The sequence below is a fragment of the Nesterenkonia salmonea genome (genome assembly GCF_005771525.1).
GTDB lineage: Bacteria > Actinomycetota > Actinomycetes > Actinomycetales > Micrococcaceae > Nesterenkonia > Nesterenkonia salmonea.
Genome location: NZ_VAVZ01000009.1, coordinates 46,252 through 63,858 on the forward strand (window position 1 = coordinate 46,252; position 17,607 = coordinate 63,858).

Sequence of the window (17,607 nt, forward strand, 5' to 3'; positions counted from 1 at the left end):
CCCCTCTTCGTGGGGTTCACTTCGACGGCGAGAGCCCTGGCCGCAGGTCCATGGTGTCGATGAGCCGAACCGGACCCACGCGTGCGGCGATGAGAGCCAGTGCGGGCTTGTCCAGGGCGCCGTCTTCGATCTCCTGAAGGGTCGTGGGGTCGACGACCACCAGGTAGTCCAGATCGAGACCATCCGCGGCCCGAAGGTGCCCGCGCAGCTCTTCAAGGTCCAGCTCCTGCCCCGATTCGGCCCGTTCCACCAAGGCGACAAGGGCACGGGGGATGCTGAGGGCGGCGTCGTAATCCTGGTCATTCAGCCGCATATTGCGGCTGGAGAGCGCCAACCCGTTCTCATCGCGGACGATCGGCAGCGCCCTGATGCGGACTGGGAGGTTCAGGTCAGTGACAAGCCGGCGCATAATGGCGAGCTGTTCGGCATCCTTCTGCCCGAACCACGCTTCACAGACAGCGGGAGCTGGTGGGTGAAGAATAGTGAAGAGCTTTGTCACCACGGTCGCGACTCCGTCGAAGTGACCCGGCCTGGACGCCCCCTCCCACCGTTGGCCGAGCTCCCCAGTGCTCACTCGAACCAGGGGGGCTTCTGGGTGGCCCGGATACATCTGCTCCAGGTCGGGCGCGAACACAAAATCAACACCATGCCGAGTGAGCAGCTCAAGGTCCTTCTCAAACTGACGGGGGTAGTGCTGGTAGTCCTGAGGGTCATCGAACTGCAGCGGGTTGACGAACACACTGGCGATCACAATGTCTGCGCTGGTGCGTGCCGCCTGCAGCAGTGCACCATGGCCGGAGTGCAAGGCCCCCATAGTGGGGACAATGCCGACAACCGGCTGCCGCCGCGCAGATTCTTGGGTGGCGCGTGTCACTGCGGCACGGATAGCTGTCACAGTGTGGAAGACCTGGGTCACGGACATATCCTAGTGCTGCTGCTAGCTGGAGCCTTCGACGCTATTGCGCCAACAGGTCAAGCAGCTCAGCCGCCTGGGCCTCGGAGATGGTGCCCAGAGCCAGGGCCCGTTGAGCGGCAGACTGGGCCATGGCGATGTATGCGCCGCGCGCGTCGGAGGGCAGCCCGGAGGCAGCCAATTCCCTGAGGTGCTGCCGGACCGTTCCCGTGTCCCCGCGGGCCACTGGGCCAGTCAGCGCCCCGGTCCCCGAGGCCAGTGCGTTATCCAGCGAGGCCTGCATCAGCGGGCCCAAGACACGGGACGGATCATCGATCCCAATGCGTTCGAGCACTTCGGATGACTGAGCAGTGAGGATATTGAGGTGGTTTGAGGCATGCGCCAGAGCCGCGTGATAGGCGCCTCGGTGCTGTTCTTCCACCACAACGGGCTCGCCGCCCATTTCCACCGCGAGCGCCTGAGCCACGGGGAGGACATCTTGATCAGCGGTCACAGCGAAAGCGCTGGCGTTGAGCCTCTGCAGGTCCAGACTCATGCCGCTGAACGTCATTGCTGGATGGATGGCCAGGCCGATCGCCCCCGCCCGCTGCGCTGGTGCCAGCACACCGGTGCCGAAGCGGCCAGAGGTGTGGATCACCAGCTGGCCGGGCTGGAAGTGACCGGCCTCTGCTATTCCGGTGACCAACTCACCGAGAACGTCGTCGGGTACAGCCAGGAGCACAAGTTCCGCACGGCGCACGATCTCCGGAATTTCCAGAACCGGCACACCTGGCAGGAGGTTCTCTGCCCGGTCTTGGGAGTCGACTGAGACAGCGTGCACGCCGACTACCTGGTGGCCTGCGTTGCGCAGTGCCGCGCCCAGCACGGACCCGACTTTTCCGGCGGAGATGACGCCGACGCCCAGCCGGCCTTCCCTGGCCCAGGGAGGCATGTCAGCGGCATACGGATCGATTGGTGTGGTCATCCTCGCTGGTCCTCACGTTGTTTGGGTGCACACAGGCAGGCGGGGCGCAGTTCGGGGCCGAGGACCGTGTGTATGCGCCCAAGCAAGTCTAGGGGGCGGAAGTGCTGGTGGCGGCGTCGTCGAGCTTCTCTACCGCTTCTGCCACGTTCTTTTCGAACTCCGCCAATTCCTCCGGCATCATCCAGTGGTTCCGGTCGGTGAGGCGACGAGCTACGGCGGCGTACGCGGTTTCCTGTTCGAACAGGTAGCGAATCTGCTCAAGGTCCTGGTTCTTGGCCAAAGCGGTGATGGGACCTGACGGGATATGAATGTGGAGCGTGGCGACCTTCCGCCACCGGGCCAAGGGCCCCTGCTGCAGGGCGGTGGATTGGATGCGCTCATGCGGGACCATAGTCAGCCGCCGGGTCATCCGCCCATCGCGGAGAAGGATGGCGCTGGGGGTGGTGAAGAAGCCGCGACGCTTGCGCACCAGCGGGTCGAACGCCCTAGCGCGGGCGGGAACCTCAGTGAAACCGAGCTGTGTGCCGGTGCCGCGGAGCCCCTCCATGAACACCTCCTCGGGGTGCTCCACCTTGAGGTCGGGGAACATCTCCGCGGTCAGGCTCATCACGTCATCTGCGGTGCCCACCGGCAGCAGTGTGGTGCGTGAGTCGAGTCCGTAGCCGGCAACAGTGACGATGACCTTGTACCAGCCGAAGGGCCGCCACATCAGACCCTGTTGGATTTGGATCGCCTGCACCCGCCCGGGAGGAACAGTCTGCGTGTTGGTAGTGGTCAATCCGTATTTCAGCCGCAGGCCCGCTTGAGTCATGGTGGCGGTGAAGTTCCACCCTCCGGTCAGCTGACCCCAGAATCCGACCACTGCACCAATGATGATGGGAATCCCCACAGCGGGCTGGAGGCCGACTTCCATCACCAGTGAGGCGTCTTCCTCGCCGGTCAACCACACAATGGCTGTGGTGACGCCGAGGTAGGTGACGTAGATGCCTGCCACGATCACGACGATAACGCCGCCAGGCCCGCAGACCATGGAGGCGATCAGGCGCCAGATCGGCACGCGGGCAATCTGCCGGTCAGGCACTGGTGTGTGAGCGGGTGACGTCTGCTGCTCAGAATGTCTCGGGATGTTGGAAATGCCGGAGAATTCGCCGTTATTTCCAACATCCCGAGACGCAGATTCCTCGGTGGCGGCACCCTCGGGGGTCTCCTCAGCAACGGATGCCGGCGCGCGCCCTGCGGCGCGGTCCATAATCTCGGTGCGCAGCTCCTCCGCCTCACGCTTGCGCAGGAACGCCAAGGTGGCGGCGGTGCCGTCGCCTTCGGCAACTTCGAACCGCAGCTCTGCGAGCTTGGCGATCCGCGCCAGAAGAGGTTGACGCAGGTCAACGGCCTGCACGCGGTCGATCCGAGCCTGGCGGTGCTGCCGGACAAATATCCCGGACTTCACCATCACATGCTCTTCCGTGATCTTGTACCGGGTGAACCACCAGGAAAGAGTGAACCCGATGAAGATCATCAACGCCAACGCCAGGAAGGCTCCACCGCCGATCAGGTAGGGCAGTGGATTCGACTGGACGTTGTCGATCAGCTCTCCGGTCCGCCACGCGGTCCAGAGGCTGGACCACATTTCCCAGTTGTAGGCGAAGAACGCCGCGGGGATCGCCACTATCGTGACCCATCCGCGCACCAGAGGGCTCAGCGGGTGGACCTTGGTCCAGGTGTCGTCGAACCAGACTTCTTTGCCGGACTCTTCTTCCTTCTGCTCTGGCTGCTCTACTTGGCCGGACTCGTTCTCCATCAGAGACCAGCCAGACGTGCTTGTCCGCGGGCGGCGAGCTCGTCGCGCAACCTGGCCCCCTCTGACCGCACGGCTCCCGGGATCGTGGCATCGGTTGCCGCCGAGGCGGTCTTCAACTGCACAGTGCACAGGCCGAGCTTGCGCATGATGGGCCCAGCTTCAATGTCCACGTACTGCAGCCGTCCGTAGGGAACAGCCACCACGCGCTGCCAGAGCAGCCCACGGCGGATGAGCAGGTCGTCGGCACGTTCGTGGTAGCCGATGGCGCGAACTCTGCGCGGGACAAGAATCAAGTCCACCGCGGTCCAGAACACCAGACCTCCGATCACCAGAACCTGCAGCCAGAGCGGGAACTCTGCCCAGATCCCCGTCCAGCTCAGCACCAGCGGGGTGCCTACGATCGCGAAAGTGATCAGCCACCCGGTGATTCCGGTGATGTACTTGACGGTGATGTACTTCTCATCCACACGTGTCCATTCAACCCCTGTGGGGTCGATGGCCTCAGAGTGCAGCATGCGGCTCCGTTCCATTGTCGTCGAATCGTGTCTCACTCTGCCCGACGCCGCGGTCGGGCGGCAGTTTGCACAGCGTCTCCACCACAAACCCTGTGATGACCCACACCATTCCCCCGATCACCACGACCAGCGCCGAGGTGACGTTGGGTGTGCCGGCGCCAGCGGCCGGAGCTAGGTCGATGAGGACTCCGGCGTGCCAGCCGGCAATCAGTGAACCAGCATAGGCGCAGGCTTGTCCGGCCGCCACGACTCGGACTGCCTGCAGGGGGTGGAGTCTGCGGGCGGGACGTGACCGGTTGGGTCGTTTCTCATTGCGTGCCCGGTCTTCGGCTTCCTGGATCTGGCGCTGGTCACGCCAGACGACCAGCCCCAGGGCCAGAACAATGAGCCCAATCGCTCCCAGGGTGATGGCGGAGGACAGCGGCAGCACTGGGGAGCTGAATCCGGCGGCAGCCATCAGGACCGTCGCAAGGTAACCGGTTAGTGCGGCGAAGACGACGATCACCAACAGCCACAGCGGTCGCAGCTGGGTCACGTCTCAAGCCTCACCACGTCGTCGTAGTCTTCCGCTTCTTGAGCCAGTTCACGCACGGGCCGCCCACTGAGCAGCGCCACCGGGTCCATCCAACTCCAGGGCAGCAGCACAAAGGCTCGGCCTGCCGCTGAGGGGTGCGGGACCTGGAGTCGTGATGAGTCGATGGTCGCCGAGGCGAAGGTGACGATGTCCACGTCGAGCGTTCGGGGCCCGTGCCGCTGCTCCCGGACCCGGTTGTGGTCCGCTTCAATCCGTTGAGCCAGATCCAGCAAGCCGTGCGGAGAGAGTCTGGTCTCGATCTCCACCACGCGATTGAGGAAATCTCGCTGATGGGCCGGTCCGCCCACGGGCTTGGTGCGCGCCGTCGGTGAAACCTTGACGACGACGACGTCTTCAGCTTCCTCCAGTGCCCGCACGGCTGAGGCTAGCGTGGCCCAGGAGTCACCGAGGTTGGAGCCTAGGGCCAGGACGCTTCTCACCGGGAAGGCCGCGGGCAAGTCAGGGTCGCGGTAGTGGTCAGTGACGGAGGCGTCGTCGTGCCCAAGCTCTGCCAGAGACGTGCGGTCATAGTGTCCTAGGTGCGCCGTAGGGGTGGTGAGCGTGACGCCCTCATCGTCGGTCAGCGGCGAGTCAACCGAGCTGGTTTGGTCCTCGACCAGTTCACCCTCGTAGATGCCGGAGACTGTCTGCCGTGGGCTTTCCAGTGCGGGGCTCTCCGAGGTTTCGGAGCGGGTGCGGTGGATGGTGACCGACACATCGTCGAACGCCTGCGTCAGCGGAGCCTGCGGCTTGTGCACGGTGACTGCGGCCGCTTCGATGCGCGCGTCAGACCGGATGATGGCAGTGGTCAGGGTCTCTGCGAGCGCCTCGATGAGCGCGAATCTCCGATCTGTGACGATGTCCTCGATGAGGTCAGCCACCGCTGCGTAGGACACCGTGTCGTCCAGATCGTCGCTTTGGCCAGCAGAGGTCAGATCTAGGCGGAGTTCTGCATCAATGACCAGGGGTTGTGCTGCCGTCTTCTCCTGGTCGAGAACACCGATGAGCGCCGACAACTGCAGGCCGTTCAGCCGAATCACGTCGTACCCCATGGTCCAAGGCTACGCCACCGGTCGGGTCCCGTTGAAGCCTGCCGCGCGCGCCTGACGATGCGGCATTCGGGGCGCTGCGTGCTTAGGTTTCGAGGGCCATCCAGTTAGACCGCACCAGATCTCTGCACTGTGCAGAATCGGAAGCGGCTGCGGCATCAATAATGTGTTGGTGCTGGGCCACAGAAGCATGGGCTCGGGCTGAGTCGAAGTGCAGGTACTCGGCTCGCCTGAGGACCGGCATCACCTGATCCAGATGCTCGGCGAGCACGGGGTTGAGGCTCCTGCTGGTGAAGACTCCGTGGAAGGTATCATCAGCCTGAACGCACTGGTCAGCGTTCTGGGTACCGACGCCCTCGCTGAGGGCCTCATTAGCATCTTGGAGCTGGTAGAGATCTTCCGGGCGTAGGTTCGGTACTGCGAGGAAGGCGGCCAGTGCGTGGAGTTCAGCCGCTACGGCTCGGGAGTGAGCGACTGCCTCCTTGTCGTAGGGCGTGACCATGGTCGAACGGCCCGGGATTGCGGTGACCAGGCCAGTGCGCTCTAAGCGCAGAAGCGCTTCCCTGATGGGGGTTCGAGACACTCCCAACCACTGCTGGAGCTGGGTGTCGACCAGCTTCTCGCCTGGGTGGATGGCACCGGTGACGATCGCATCGCGGATGGCGCGGTAGACGTCGTCGCGCAGCAGCGACCGCTGGTGCACTGGGTTCGTTGTGGGCACGGGCATGCCAAGCATCCTATGCGAGTGGGGAAGTGCGCTCGCGGAAGATTCGCCATTGACATATCCTCGGCTGCAATATTCAATATATTGCAAGTGGTGGTGCGATACGCCTCTCGATCGTGATGTCTATCCAAGGAGGCCCTCCGATGGCCCTGTCTGACTTTGACCGCTATCCCCTGACGTTCGGACCTAGCCCGGTTCATCCGTTGGAGCGGCTCACGGAGCATCTTAGGGGCGCGCAGATCTGGGCCAAACGCGAAGACGTCAACTCTGGGCTCGCCTTCGGCGGCAATAAAACACGCAAGATGGAGTACATCGTTCCCGATATTCTGGCCTCGGGAGCCGACACCTTGGTGAGCATCGGCGGCTACCAGTCCAATCACACCCGCCAGGTCGCCGCCATCGCAGCCAAACTGGGACTGAAAGCCCGGCTCGTGCAGGAAAAATGGGTGGACTGGCCAGACGCGGTCAATGACAAGGTCGGCAACATTCTGCTCTCCCGGCTCATGGGCGCGGAGGTGTCCCTCAGCCCCTCTGGTTTTGACATCGGCATCCGCTCCAGCTGGCAAGAGGCTATCGCTGAGGTTGAAGAGGCTGGAGGGGTCCCCTATGCGATTCCCGCAGGGGCCTCGGAGCACAAGTTCGGGGGTCTGGGCTTCGCGAACTGGGCCTATGAGGTCGAGCAGCAGGAGAAGGAGCTCGGCATATTCTTTGACACGATCGTGGTCTGCACAGTCACCGGATCAACCCATGCGGGCATGATTGCTGGATTCGCAGGGCAGGACCGGCCCCGTCAGGTGTTGGGCATTGACGCCTCAGCCACACTTGAGAAAACCCATGATCAGGTCTCACGCATCGCTCGGCATACTGCTGAACTCATAGGGCTGGACCGCGAGCTGCGCGATGATGAAATCACTGTCCTGGCGGGCTGGGCGGGAGACCTTTATGGAATCCCCGTTGAGTCCACCGTGGAGGCCATGAGGACCAGCGCGCAGCTGGAGGGCATGATCATTGACCCGGTCTACGAAGGAAAATCCATGGCTGGACTGATCGACCTGGTGCGTTCAGGCCAAATCAGCAGCGATTCCACGGTGTTGTACGCACACCTTGGCGGACAGCCGGCCCTCAACGCCTACTCAGGAATTCTCTGAGCTACGGGGCACTGTGACACTCCGCCGGCGGGCAGGTTCAGCGCAGCGCGGTGAGCACAGCGAGAGCATCGGCTGTGGGACGCGGGTCGTGGACCCGGGCTGCCCAGCAGCCAGCGTGAGCTGCGTGGATGCTCAGGGATGCCGTGGCTGCGTCGCGCTGTTCAGGAGGTCGGGGTGCGCCTTGAGAATCGGCCAACAGTTGGCCGAGAAATCCTTTGCGGGAGACACCTAAAAGTATCCGGTGTCCCAGGTCGGTGAATCGGGACAGATGACGCAGCAGCTGCCAGTTCTGGTCGTGGGTCTTGGCGAAACCGATCCCGGGGTCAAGAATGATCCGCTCGGCAGAGACGCCAGCGTCCAGATAGCGTTGGCGGATCGTCAGCAGCTCAGTGATCACCTCACCGACCACGTCACGGTACTCGGCTCGGTCCTGCATGGTGCGGGCATCTCCCCTGTTATGGGTGATGACCACCTCGCAGCCGAAACGAGCCACCGTGCGGGGCATCGCCGCATCAGTGAGGAGACCGGAGACATCGTTGATGATGAGCTCTGATGCCCGGTGGCCGGCGAGCTGCAGTGCAGCCTCTGCGGTGGCCGGGTGCCGAGTGTCGACAGAGATGACCGCTGAGACGCCGAGCAGTCTCTCCAGCACTGGCAGGATCCGCTGCTGTTCGTGGTCCGGGTGGACAGGTTCGGCGCCTGGGCGGGTCGATTCACCACCGATGTCGATGATGTCGGCTCCGGCGTCCAGTAGGCGTTGGGCCTCTTCTACGACGACGTCGATCTCCTTAACGGCACTCTGGCTAGCGCTGATGAACCGGCCACCGTCGGAGAAGCTGTCTGGGGTCACATTCAGGATTCCCATGATGTGCATGATGGAAGGCCTCAGCTGTGCAGGATGAGGCTCATAGCCTCAGAGCGGGTCGCAGCGCTTCTTAGGGCCCCGCGCACGGCGGAGGTGACGGTTTTCGCTCCGGGTTTTGAGACTCCGCGCATGGACATGCAGAGGTGCTCAGACTCGATCACCACGATCACACCCTGTGGCTGCAGGTGCTCCATGAGCGAATCAGCGATCTGGGTGGTGAGCTGCTCTTGAACCTGGGGGCGCTTAGCAAAGATGTCTACTAGACGGGCGAGCTTCGACAGCCCTGTGACTTTTCCTTCTTCGGCCGGGATGTAGCCCACATGCGCCTTGCCGTAGAACGGCACCAGGTGGTGCTCACACATGGAGTAGAAGGGCACGTCCCGCACCAGCACGAGTTCTTGGTGCCCGATGTCGAAGGTAGTGCTCAGCAGTTCTGCGGGGTCCTGGTGGAGCCCTTTGAATGCCTCCGCGTAGGCCTTGGCCACCCGGGTTGGGGTTTGTTTCAGGCCCTCCCGGTCCGGGTCCTCACCGATCGCCAGGAGGATCTCGCGCACGGCGGCCTCAATACGGGGCAGGTCGACTGCATCCGTCATCACGCGTCCTCCCTCATACGGCGGCGCATACTGCCGATACATCTGCCACGTATAGGCGGGTTTTCTGGGCGGCATTCGCCGACGAATGGCGGGATGCGGTCTCAGCCATTCTTTTCCTCGATCACCAGCGGGCGGTCGGGACTGGACTCCCAGACCTCGCGGATGGGGCGCTTGGTCACATTGGTGAAGATCTCAGCAACCTCGTGGGCGTTGAGCGTTTCGACCCGCAGCAGCTCTTCAGCGAGAGTATCCAGGATGTGCCGGTTTTCAGTCAGCGCCCAGTAGGCCTCATCGTGGGCTTCATCAATGATGCTGCGCACCTCGGAGTCGACGATCGCCGCCAGGTTCTCGGAGTACTCCTTACCTGAGGTCATCTCCTTCCCCAAGAAGGGGCTGGAGTCCCCGGAGCCCAGCTTCACGGATCCGACCTTAGCGCTCATGCCGTACTCGGTGACCATCCGGCGTGCAGTGTCGGTGGCTTTCTGAATGTCATTGGCGGCACCGGTGGAGGGGTCGCGGAAGACAATCTCCTCTGCCACCCGGCCACCCATGGCGTAGGCGATGGTGTCCAGCAGCTCATTGCGCGTGGTGGAGTATTTGTCATCTTCGGGGATCACCATGGTGTAGCCCAGGGCGCGCCCCCTGGGGAGGATCGTGATTTTGGTGACCGGGGCCGAGTAGTTCAGTGCTGCAGCAACCAGCGCGTGACCGCCTTCGTGATAGGCGGTGACTCGACGTTCGTGGTCCTTCATCAACCGGGTGCGTTTCTGCGGACCTGCCATGACCCGGTCGATCGCTTCATCTATAGCGCGGTCATCGATCAGGTCGGCGTTGGAGCGGGCCGTGAGGAGGGCTGCCTCGTTGAGCACATTGGCAAGATCCGCGCCGGTGAACCCGGGGGTTTTCCGCGCGACTTGTTTGAGGTCCAGGTCAGGCACCATGGGCTTGCCCTTGGAGTGGACGTGCAGGATCTGCTTACGGCCGTTGAAGTCTGGCGCTTCAACCGGAATCTGCCGGTCGAACCGGCCGGGGCGCAGCAGCGCTGGGTCGAGCACATCGGGCCGGTTGGTTGCGGCGATCACGATGATATTGGCGTTGGCGTCAAAGCCGTCCATCTCCACCAGCAGCTGGTTCAGGGTCTGCTCACGTTCGTCGTTACCGCCGCCTACGCCGGCTCCGCGCTGACGCCCGACGGCGTCAATCTCGTCGACGAAGATAATCGCCGGTGAGTTCTCCTTGGCCTGCTTGAACAGGTCACGCACTCGGGAGGCGCCTACGCCGACGAACATCTCGACGAAGTCCGAACCCGAGATCGAGTAGAAACTACCACCGGCTTCACCGGCCACTGCCTTGGCCAGCAGTGTCTTACCTGTGCCGGGAGGGCCGTAGAGCAGGACACCCTTGGGGATCTTGGCGCCAAGACGCTGGAACTTCTCCGGTTCGGAGAGGAATTCCTTGATCTCGTGGAGTTCCTCTACAGCTTCCTCGGCTCCGGCAACGTCCTGGAAGTTCACCTGCGGCATGTCCTTGTCGAACATCTTGGCCTTGGACTTACCGAACTGCATGACCCGGGATCCGCCGCCGGACATCCGGAGAATGAGCCAGATGAAGATCGCAGCGATGATCAGGAACGGAATCATGAACCCGAGCATTGACAGCAGCCAGTTCGACTGCTCTGGCTCGTCGGTGTAGCCGTCCAAGTCAGCTCCGGCGATGGACTCCGCGACCGTTTCCGCCCGCGCCTGGGAGAAGTGGAAGTGTACGGCGTCTTCGTACTCAGTGCCGTCGAGTTCAAAGGACTCCGCGAGGGTGAGGTCCACCCGCGAGTCACCGTCGTCAATCCGTGCCTCGGTGACCTGGCCGTCCTCAATGAGCTCCATGCCCACATTGGTGTCGACCCGCTGGCCGGCTCCGGAGGAGCTGAACAGCGCCGGAACCGCCACAAGCAGAATCAGCACCGCTAGGAGGATCCAGAACAGCGGCCCGGTAAAGATCTTCTTGAAGTTCATTCAGCTCCGTCGCGCGCGTGCGAACACAAGGATAAGGGTCAGCTCTATACGGTACTAGAGCACGACGACGCCGCCTAAGCCGGGGTGCCGGAAGTTCGCCTCAGGCGGACTCACCGCCCATAAGGGACCGCCTATAATCGGCGAGCCGAGATCATAGCGAAGTGGCAGTTGAGGCCGTTTGTCCGCCAGCTAAAATTTAGGGGCCAATAAGGGGCCTCCCCCCGCTCTTCGTCCAATAGTCCGGGTACTTCTTCGTGCCACGATATTCACTGAGGACCCCCTCGTGTGAACGGATCCAGGCTGCGCCGGTGGAGTCATGAAAGAGTAGCTCCACGAGCGGACGGCGGTTCTTCTTGCGCCGCTTGAGCCACTCGTGCTTCCAATATTCCTGGGCTCCCGCAGCGATTTCGTTCCATTCGTTCTCTTTGCCGGTGGGAGGCAAAAACTTTGGGGACCCAGCATAGCGGCACTCGTCTCCCTTGAGATTCGGAAAGAACACCGCGAATCGCACGTCATAGACGGGCGCCGACGAGGTGTTTTGTAGCACAACATGGAGATTCTCCTCCCCGTCGTCTCCCAGGGAGGTCTCAGTCCAACCCGCCACAGACTCAGCTTGGGCCCGCTCACGAATCGCCGAGTCCGTTTCGAACTGTTGTCTGGCGATTTCCGCCTGCTTCTGGGCTGCGTGAAGCTGCTGGGTCGCAGCGTTTGCCTGCGTGCGCATCTGAGCGAACGACCCTTTTGCATAAACTCCCGCGACTATAGCGGCAACGGCTGCGAGACCAGTCGCAATTGCCATGACTGTATCCGGGTTGAAGCCCCATTCCATCGTAGATCGCCTACTCGTAGACGTGCGGCGCCAGGATGCCGATGCAGTCGAGATTGCGGTACTTCTCAGCGAAATCGAGGCCGTAGCCCACAACGAACTTATTGGGGATGTCGTAGCCGATGTACTTCACGTCAATCGGCACCTTGGCCGCATCGGGTTTGCGCAGCAGAGTGCAGATCTCCACCGAGGCTGGCCCCCGGGACTGCAGATTGGCCTTGAGCCAGCTCAGTGTCAGTCCAGAGTCAATGATGTCTTCCACGATCAGCACGTGTCGGTTCATCAGGTCAGCATCGAGGTCTTTGAGGATGCGCACCACGCCGGAGGACTTGGTGCCGGAGCCGTAGGAGGAGACGGCCATCCAGTCCATGGCGATATGCGAGCTCAGCGCGCGGGAAAGATCCGCCATGACCATCACCGCACCTTTGAGCACGCCGACAATGAGCACGTCCTTATCGGCGTAGTCGCGGTCAATCTCGGCGGCGAGCTCGCCGATCCGAGCCTGGATCTGGTCGGCGGTGTAGAGAACTTCTTCGAGGTCGTCGTGGACGTCCTGGGAATCCATCGGCTCCGCAGTGCTCCTTGGTCTCTGCCGCGCCCGCCGATTCGGCGGACGGTTCTCACCCTGATGGCGGAACGATCACCAGTTTTCCATAGTCCGGGCTCTGACGCGCACCACGGTGAACTCGGATGTGTCCCTCCAACTCCACAGGGCCCGCGGAGCGGCTGCCGGTCACCAGTTTCTCGGTCGCTGAGAGTCGCTCGAAGCTGGGGTTGGGTCCCCCGGCTGCGGCCACCGCCAGGGCGATCACCCGTCGGCGGATGGCAGGCGGTTCGGCCCGCAGGGCCTTGAGCTTCAAGCGGAGCGCGCCGGTATGGTCCGGGTCCTCAAGGAGGGCGGGAAACACGTCTTTGGCCTGGGACTCCAGGTAATCGGCGTCAGCCGCGGCGATCTTTGCGGTACGGGCCAGTGACTCCCGGATGGAGCCGGAGAGTTCCCGTTCCAGATAGGGAAGAACCTGCGTACGGATCTTCGAGCGCAGGTATCTGGGGTCGGCGTTGGCAGGATCGTCCCACCAGTCCAGTCCATGGTGGCGGCAGATGGATTCAGTATCTGCTCGACTGAGGTCCAGCAGCGGCCTGCGGAATGGGCCGCGCGCCGCCGGAATCCCCGCCAGGGACCGGGTCCCGGAACCGCGGGCCAGGCCCAGAAGCACCTGTTCGACCTGGTCGTCCTTGGTGTGGGCCAGCATGATTCTGGTGGCGCCGAGGTCCTGCATCGCTTCCCGGAAAGCCTGATAACGGCCGGTCCGCGCAGCAGCTTCCGGCCCCAACGGAGAATCGGAGCGGACCGTCGCAGGGTAGATCCTGACGGGGTCAAGTCCTAGGTCTTTGAGTTGGCTGACCGCTCTGCCTGAGATCTCCACGGAGTCCGGGTGCAGGTGGTGATCCACCACGATGCCGCCTACGCGGGCGGTCGCCGAGGGGCCGCTGGTGCGCTGATGGTGCCAGGCCGCCGCGGCGGCGAGCGCCAGGGAATCGGCTCCCCCTGAGCAGGCCACCAGGGTCAGACCCTGCTGGTCAAGCATGTCGCCGGCGGCCTTGCGCGCCGAATGCAACGCTGACGGAGCTCCTGGCATCGCCGCCACCCTACCCCTGCGGGGTGAAGCCCATTCTTCCGATCCAGTCATCGGGGTTATGCAGCTCAGTTTCGGTGGGGAGGTGTTCCGGGGACTCCCAGATGGTGTTGAAGCGTTCCATGCCGACGGTCTCGACGATGTGGCCCACGAACTTCTGCCCGTCGCGGTACTGGGCGGCCTTGGCATCCAGCTGCAGAAGTTTGCGGATCACTTTCTCCAGTGGGGAACGGTTCTTTCCGCGCTGCTCGAACCGGCGGCGGATGGTCTTGACGGTGGGCACGATGGAGGCGTCGACGGCGTCCATCACCACATTCGCATGGCCCTCCAGCAGGCTCATCACCGCGGTGAGATGGGACATGATCTCCCGGTCTTCGGGAGACTGAATTGCCTCCAGGAGGCGGTTGCGGGGGTGGGTCTCAGCCGCGGCGTCGCCCTGTCCGCCGGATTTCTGCTGTTTCAGTTCCTGCCGCAGACCCTTGACCGCTTCGGCGATCCGCTGCGGCAGCGCGTCAGCCTGGCTCATAGTGGAAATTGACAGTGTGCTGATCGAAGACATCAGGTGGTCCCGCAGCCACGGGGCGGCGGCGAACTGCACGCGGTGAGTCTGTTCGTGCAGGCAGACCCAGAGCCGGAAATCACTGCGGTCCACGTTGAGCTGCTTGGCGATCTCCACAATATTGGGCGCCACCAGGAGCAGCCGGCCGGCCGGGGCCTGCTCCGAGGTGTGAAAGGGGTCGAACTGGCCGAGCACATTGGCGGAGAGGAAGGCGAGGATTCCGCCCAGCTCGGCTCCGGCGGCGGCTGAGCCCAGCACCTGCGCGCTGGAGCCTTCACTGAACAGCTGTGGCTTCTTCTCCGCGGCTGCCTCGAGAGCCGGTCTGAGAAGTTTGCGGAAACTGTCAGTGTTGGCCGCGGACCATCCGGGCCGGTCCACCACCAGCACATCACGCTGGTCAGCGCCCAGTCCCTCAGCGGCACTCAGCCCGGTGATGGTGTGGACATAGCTGACGGCCTCGGCAGCTGACTGACGCAGATCAGCGACTTCTTGTGCGGCTGCTGGGGGCTTCAGCGGCGGCCCCGGCGGAACCAGACGAGCTGCTGCGGATTGTGCCACGTCCCAGTTGATGATCAGATCGGCCGGTGAAGTCATAGGTCCATCACACCATAGGAGCCTGGCTGTCAGCTGCCCGTAACCGCTCACGATAGGTTTAACGCCATGTCCGCGCACCCTGAACCGCATGCCCTGCCTCATCCCTGGACGGAGGATCCGGAGTTCGTGAGGCTCTACGATGTGGAGAACCAGGGACTGTGGGACTTCGACTTCTACCGGGAGCTGGTCCTCGAGCTCGGTGGGCGCCGTGTGGTGGACATTGGGTGCGGCACCGGTGTCCTGGCGGTGGCCCTGGCCCGCGATGGCCTCCACGTCACCGGTGTTGACCCGGCCGGTGCGATGATCGCCACCGCGCGCCGCCGTGTGCGGAAGGCTTCCGCGGAACACCGCGTGGATCTCATCCAGGGCACAGCGGACCAGGTGAATCCCTCCTCCTTCGACGCCGCCATCATGATGGGGCATGTGGCCCAGTACTTCCTCTACCGCGCCGAATGGGACACCGCACTCAGTGATGCGTACCGCGCGCTGGAGCCCGGCGGTTTCCTGGCGTTCGAGTCCCGCAATCCGCACGGTCTCGATCATGACGCCTGGGACGAAGAATCCACTCGGGAGACTCAGGAGCACCCTGAGGGTGGTGAGTTCACTTCATGGCTTGAGGTGGTGAGGATAGAGCACGACGACGCCGATGGGCCCCTGATCACCGCACGGGGGCATAATATTCTCCCCGACGGCCGGTACCTCACAGCTGACGAGCCGCTGCGCTACCGGCCGCTTCCTGTGCTACGCGATTCTCTCCACCAGGCCGGCTTCACTGTGGAGCAGACCTGGGGTGACTGGGATCGATCCTCGGTGACGCCTGACTCCCCCGAGCTGATCCTGTTGGCCCGTAAGCCCTCATGAGACCTTTCAGACCTGGCTGCATTCCGTCTACGGTGGAATACGGAACCAGGACGACGACGCGACGGGAGAGGAAGTTCTGATGAGCCCCGCAGGCCGTGACACACACGAACGGCAGTCCCTCTCGGATGCGGTGAAAGATCCTGACCCCAAACCGCCCTTGGGGCCACCACATGACGCCTGGGCCACGGTCGGCCTCGCAGTGTTCTTCGCCTCAGGGCTGTACTTCGTTGGACACAGTCGGGCGGAGAACGACTGGATCGGCTGGTCCGGGCTGATCCTTTCCTTCGCGGCTCTGTTAACCTCTCTGCACTACTTCGTCCGCGCCTACGGGTTCCGCTCGAAGGGATGGCAGGAGAACATCCCGACCGGCGCGTACTTCGCCCTGTTCTTCGCCTTCTTCTCCACTATCTCCTTTGTGGCGCCAGCGCTGTACAACCAGTTCGCTGAGGAAAGCCGTCTTGGTCTTGTGCTCAGCTTACTCTCCGTCTCGGCTCTGACTGTCGCTACTCTCCGCGCCGCGCTGGGCCACGCGCCGAAGCCGGAGATCAGCTCGAGTCTCTCAGATGAGGACTAGCGCCTGAGACTCTCGAGGTACTGACCATGAGGGCCAGACCGGGCCAGCGGTTGCCCATCCAGGGAAAGAACAAAACCGGAACGCTCTGGGTCCTCGCCAGGAATCTGGTCTGCGATCTCCGGGAAGACGCCCAGTCCCTCGTTACTCACCCACCGTGCACCTGAGCCGCGCACCAGCTGGACGAACCTCTGCCGATCCTGAGCTGGGAGGTAGACCAGCACCGCGGAATGGAAGACCACCGGGACGGTGCCCTGAGGCACCTGCGCCAGCAGGTCAGGAAGTTCCGCATTGAGGTCGCCGGATACCAGCAGAGGAGGATCGGCAGCCACCAACTGAGCACCAGCGGTGATGCGCTCCAACCGGTACTCCATCCCCGGCCAGACCAGGGCCTCCAGCCACTGACGGTCGGCCGCATCAGTGAGTTCAAGCGGATTGAGGTCGATCCCTGCCCGCCATGCCACCTCGGGGAGGCGGTCCGGGGCGTCCACACCACGGAGTTCGCAGTTCAGCTGCACAGAGGAGGTGAGTCTGCCCGATGGGGCGAGTAAGGCGGCGTCGTCGTCTCCAGTGGTGTATCCGATGGGCCAGGCATCCGGATAGAGGCAGAGTCCAGCGGAGCAGCCGACCTCAATCAGGGCCAGCGGCTTTCCGGTCTCAGCGGCGATCTGTGCAAAGGCCAGGTTCAGCACCGCGATTCTGCCGGCTTCATTGGTCTGGGTGCGTCGGCGGCGCATGGTGTCGCGCACATGCTCCCAACGGGGAAGAAGGACCTGACGCGCCTGTGGCCAGGGAACCAGAGGAACACCATGCACTCTGGCTGCGGCGAAGAGGAGGTTCGGCTGCCGTTTGGCGGGTTCGAGTTCCAGCAGCAGCTCCAGCACCTGGTGGTCCTGCGCGACGGCTGCGGCCCATTCGGCGTAGAGGGCGGAGACCTCTGCCGCCTCCACCTGAGCGAAGTGCCGGTAGAACTGCTGAATCCTCCCCAAGTCATCAATGTCGATCTCCTGCATCCCAGAGAGCATACGCACTCTCGCAGACGCGGTGAGGCATCAGTTGCTAATCTGGCACCATGCCTTGGTTTGCGTGGATCGCCATCGTCGCAATCCTGGTGTTCGGGATCACCCAGATCATCAGCATGGCCACCGGCAGGCCGTTGCCAGGCGGCAGCGATGACGACGAGGTGAAGAAACTCAGGAAACGGGTCGACGAGTTGGAAACAGGCTCCGACTCCGCCGAGATCGAGCACAGCATTCCCAGCAAGTCTGAGGTCAACCTCGCAGCCGAGGACCGTTGGCGGATCGAGATGCTCGAAGCCCGGCTCGAAGAGCTGGAGAAGAACCGCAAAGACAACGACAACGAGGACCCCAAGCCGGGCACACCGCGACCGCCCCAATTGTAGTACTC

General features: G+C 63.2%; 19 protein-coding genes. 4 read left to right on the top strand and 15 right to left on the bottom strand.

The features are described from left to right. Nucleotides 1–16 precede the first annotated feature (16 nt). The 7 genes from panC to FEF26_RS04810 form a co-directional block, all read right to left on the bottom strand. Nucleotides 17–922 carry a pantoate--beta-alanine ligase gene (gene panC, locus FEF26_RS04780; RefSeq protein WP_138252401.1) on the bottom strand — a complete coding sequence of 302 codons (906 nt, stop codon included), beginning with the start codon at nt 920–922 and terminating at the stop codon, nt 17–19. A gap of 34 nt (nt 923–956) precedes the next feature. After that, a complete protein-coding gene (locus FEF26_RS04785; protein WP_243730414.1) occupies nt 957–1,877 on the bottom strand; it encodes a Rossmann-like and DUF2520 domain-containing protein in 921 nt (306 codons plus the stop codon). Between the two features lie 88 nt (nt 1,878–1,965). Continuing rightward, nucleotides 1,966–3,675: a PH domain-containing protein gene (locus FEF26_RS04790; protein WP_138252402.1), complete on the bottom strand. Its 1,710-nt coding sequence runs from the start codon at nt 3,673–3,675 to the stop codon at nt 1,966–1,968. After that, nucleotides 3,675–4,187 (bottom strand): PH domain-containing protein, encoded by a 513-nt coding sequence (locus FEF26_RS04795; protein WP_138252442.1) that lies wholly within the window; start codon nt 4,185–4,187, stop codon nt 3,675–3,677. Before FEF26_RS04795 ends, FEF26_RS04790 begins: the two co-directional genes overlap by 1 nt. Continuing rightward, entirely contained in the window at nt 4,177–4,725 is a 549-nt protein-coding gene (locus FEF26_RS04800) for a DUF3180 domain-containing protein (RefSeq protein ID WP_138252403.1), read from the bottom strand. Before FEF26_RS04800 ends, FEF26_RS04795 begins: the two co-directional genes overlap by 11 nt. Then, nucleotides 4,722–5,816 (bottom strand): 2-amino-4-hydroxy-6-hydroxymethyldihydropteridine diphosphokinase, encoded by a 1,095-nt coding sequence (folK, locus tag FEF26_RS04805; RefSeq protein ID WP_138252404.1) that lies wholly within the window; start codon nt 5,814–5,816, stop codon nt 4,722–4,724. Before folK ends, FEF26_RS04800 begins: the two co-directional genes overlap by 4 nt. A gap of 82 nt (nt 5,817–5,898) precedes the next feature. Further along, nucleotides 5,899–6,540, bottom strand: coding sequence for a GntR family transcriptional regulator (locus tag FEF26_RS04810; protein ID WP_138252405.1), 642 nt, complete (start codon nt 6,538–6,540; stop codon nt 5,899–5,901). Between the two features lie 140 nt (nt 6,541–6,680). Here FEF26_RS04810 and FEF26_RS04815 point away from each other — a divergent pair, with 140 nt between their 5' ends. Then, nucleotides 6,681–7,685, top strand: a complete 1,005-nt coding sequence (locus tag FEF26_RS04815) for a 1-aminocyclopropane-1-carboxylate deaminase (RefSeq protein ID WP_138252406.1) — start codon at nt 6,681–6,683, stop codon at nt 7,683–7,685. Nucleotides 7,686–7,722: 37 nt separating this feature from the next. On the opposite strand, the gene folP is transcribed toward FEF26_RS04815, so the two are convergent. The 7 genes from folP to FEF26_RS04850 all read right to left on the bottom strand — a co-directional run bounded on the left by folP (nt 7,723) and on the right by FEF26_RS04850 (nt 14,768). Next, nucleotides 7,723–8,550 carry a dihydropteroate synthase gene (gene folP / locus FEF26_RS04820; RefSeq protein ID WP_243730415.1) on the bottom strand — a complete coding sequence of 276 codons (828 nt, stop codon included), beginning with the start codon at nt 8,548–8,550 and terminating at the stop codon, nt 7,723–7,725. Between the two features lie 20 nt (nt 8,551–8,570). Beyond that, the gene (gene folE / locus FEF26_RS04825; protein WP_243730416.1) at nt 8,571–9,143 is read right to left on the bottom strand and encodes a GTP cyclohydrolase I FolE; all 573 of its coding nucleotides are present in this window, start codon (nt 9,141–9,143) and stop codon (nt 8,571–8,573) included. 101 nt (nt 9,144–9,244) lie between these two features. Next, entirely contained in the window at nt 9,245–11,152 is a 1,908-nt protein-coding gene (gene ftsH / locus FEF26_RS04830; protein ID WP_138252408.1) for an ATP-dependent zinc metalloprotease FtsH, read from the bottom strand. A 196-nt stretch (nt 11,153–11,348) separates the two neighbouring features. Then, a complete protein-coding gene (locus FEF26_RS04835) occupies nt 11,349–11,876 on the bottom strand; it encodes a hypothetical protein (protein WP_138252409.1) in 528 nt (175 codons plus the stop codon). 115 nt (nt 11,877–11,991) lie between these two features. Then, nucleotides 11,992–12,543, bottom strand: coding sequence for a hypoxanthine phosphoribosyltransferase (gene hpt, locus FEF26_RS04840; protein WP_138252410.1), 552 nt, complete (start codon nt 12,541–12,543; stop codon nt 11,992–11,994). A gap of 55 nt (nt 12,544–12,598) precedes the next feature. Next, nucleotides 12,599–13,618 carry a tRNA lysidine(34) synthetase TilS gene (gene tilS, locus FEF26_RS04845; RefSeq protein WP_138252411.1) on the bottom strand — a complete coding sequence of 340 codons (1,020 nt, stop codon included), beginning with the start codon at nt 13,616–13,618 and terminating at the stop codon, nt 12,599–12,601. A gap of 10 nt (nt 13,619–13,628) precedes the next feature. Next, nucleotides 13,629–14,768 carry a zinc-dependent metalloprotease gene (locus tag FEF26_RS04850; RefSeq protein WP_138252412.1) on the bottom strand — a complete coding sequence of 380 codons (1,140 nt, stop codon included), beginning with the start codon at nt 14,766–14,768 and terminating at the stop codon, nt 13,629–13,631. A 66-nt stretch (nt 14,769–14,834) separates the two neighbouring features. On the opposite strand from FEF26_RS04850, the gene FEF26_RS04855 reads away from it, so the two are divergent. Further along, the gene (locus tag FEF26_RS04855) at nt 14,835–15,629 is read left to right on the top strand and encodes a class I SAM-dependent methyltransferase (protein ID WP_138252413.1); all 795 of its coding nucleotides are present in this window, start codon (nt 14,835–14,837) and stop codon (nt 15,627–15,629) included. Nucleotides 15,630–15,708: 79 nt separating this feature from the next. Continuing rightward, a complete protein-coding gene (locus FEF26_RS04860) occupies nt 15,709–16,203 on the top strand; it encodes a hypothetical protein (RefSeq protein ID WP_138252414.1) in 495 nt (164 codons plus the stop codon). On the opposite strand, the gene FEF26_RS04865 is transcribed toward FEF26_RS04860, so the two are convergent. Continuing rightward, complete coding sequence (locus tag FEF26_RS04865; RefSeq protein WP_243730417.1) at nt 16,200–17,213, bottom strand: DUF2332 domain-containing protein; 1,014 nt, start codon at nt 17,211–17,213, stop codon at nt 16,200–16,202. The two genes, FEF26_RS04860 and FEF26_RS04865, sit on opposite strands and share 4 nt — an antisense overlap. A 59-nt stretch (nt 17,214–17,272) precedes the next feature. On the opposite strand from FEF26_RS04865, the gene FEF26_RS04870 reads away from it, so the two are divergent. After that, nucleotides 17,273–17,602 (top strand): hypothetical protein, encoded by a 330-nt coding sequence (locus FEF26_RS04870; protein ID WP_138252415.1) that lies wholly within the window; start codon nt 17,273–17,275, stop codon nt 17,600–17,602. Nucleotides 17,603–17,607: the final 5 nt, after the last annotated feature.

Excerpts from the sequence above, each read along its gene's own strand:
- FEF26_RS04835 (WP_138252409.1), bottom strand. The coding sequence starts at position 11,876 with ATGCGCACGCAGGCAAACGCTGCGACCCAGCAGCTTCACGCAGCCCAG.
- folP (WP_243730415.1), bottom strand. The coding sequence starts at position 8,550 with ATGGGAATCCTGAATGTGACCCCAGACAGCTTCTCCGACGGTGGCCGG.
- FEF26_RS04870 (WP_138252415.1), top strand. The coding sequence starts at position 17,273 with ATGCCTTGGTTTGCGTGGATCGCCATCGTCGCAATCCTGGTGTTCGGG.
- ftsH (WP_138252408.1), bottom strand. The coding sequence starts at position 11,152 with ATGAACTTCAAGAAGATCTTTACCGGGCCGCTGTTCTGGATCCTCCTA.
- FEF26_RS04790 (WP_138252402.1), bottom strand. The coding sequence starts at position 3,675 with ATGGAGAACGAGTCCGGCCAAGTAGAGCAGCCAGAGCAGAAGGAAGAA.
- FEF26_RS04855 (WP_138252413.1), top strand. The coding sequence starts at position 14,835 with ATGTCCGCGCACCCTGAACCGCATGCCCTGCCTCATCCCTGGACGGAG.
- FEF26_RS04865 (WP_243730417.1), bottom strand. The coding sequence starts at position 17,213 with ATGCAGGAGATCGACATTGATGACTTGGGGAGGATTCAGCAGTTCTAC.
- FEF26_RS04810 (WP_138252405.1), bottom strand. The coding sequence starts at position 6,540 with ATGCCCGTGCCCACAACGAACCCAGTGCACCAGCGGTCGCTGCTGCGC.
- folK (WP_138252404.1), bottom strand. The coding sequence starts at position 5,816 with ATGGGGTACGACGTGATTCGGCTGAACGGCCTGCAGTTGTCGGCGCTC.
- panC (WP_138252401.1), bottom strand. The coding sequence starts at position 922 with ATGTCCGTGACCCAGGTCTTCCACACTGTGACAGCTATCCGTGCCGCA.
- FEF26_RS04850 (WP_138252412.1), bottom strand. The coding sequence starts at position 14,768 with ATGACTTCACCGGCCGATCTGATCATCAACTGGGACGTGGCACAATCC.
- FEF26_RS04815 (WP_138252406.1), top strand. The coding sequence starts at position 6,681 with ATGGCCCTGTCTGACTTTGACCGCTATCCCCTGACGTTCGGACCTAGC.
- folE (WP_243730416.1), bottom strand. The coding sequence starts at position 9,143 with ATGACGGATGCAGTCGACCTGCCCCGTATTGAGGCCGCCGTGCGCGAG.
- FEF26_RS04860 (WP_138252414.1), top strand. The coding sequence starts at position 15,709 with ATGAGCCCCGCAGGCCGTGACACACACGAACGGCAGTCCCTCTCGGAT.
- tilS (WP_138252411.1), bottom strand. The coding sequence starts at position 13,618 with ATGCCAGGAGCTCCGTCAGCGTTGCATTCGGCGCGCAAGGCCGCCGGC.
- hpt (WP_138252410.1), bottom strand. The coding sequence starts at position 12,543 with ATGGATTCCCAGGACGTCCACGACGACCTCGAAGAAGTTCTCTACACC.
- FEF26_RS04785 (WP_243730414.1), bottom strand. The coding sequence starts at position 1,877 with ATGACCACACCAATCGATCCGTATGCCGCTGACATGCCTCCCTGGGCC.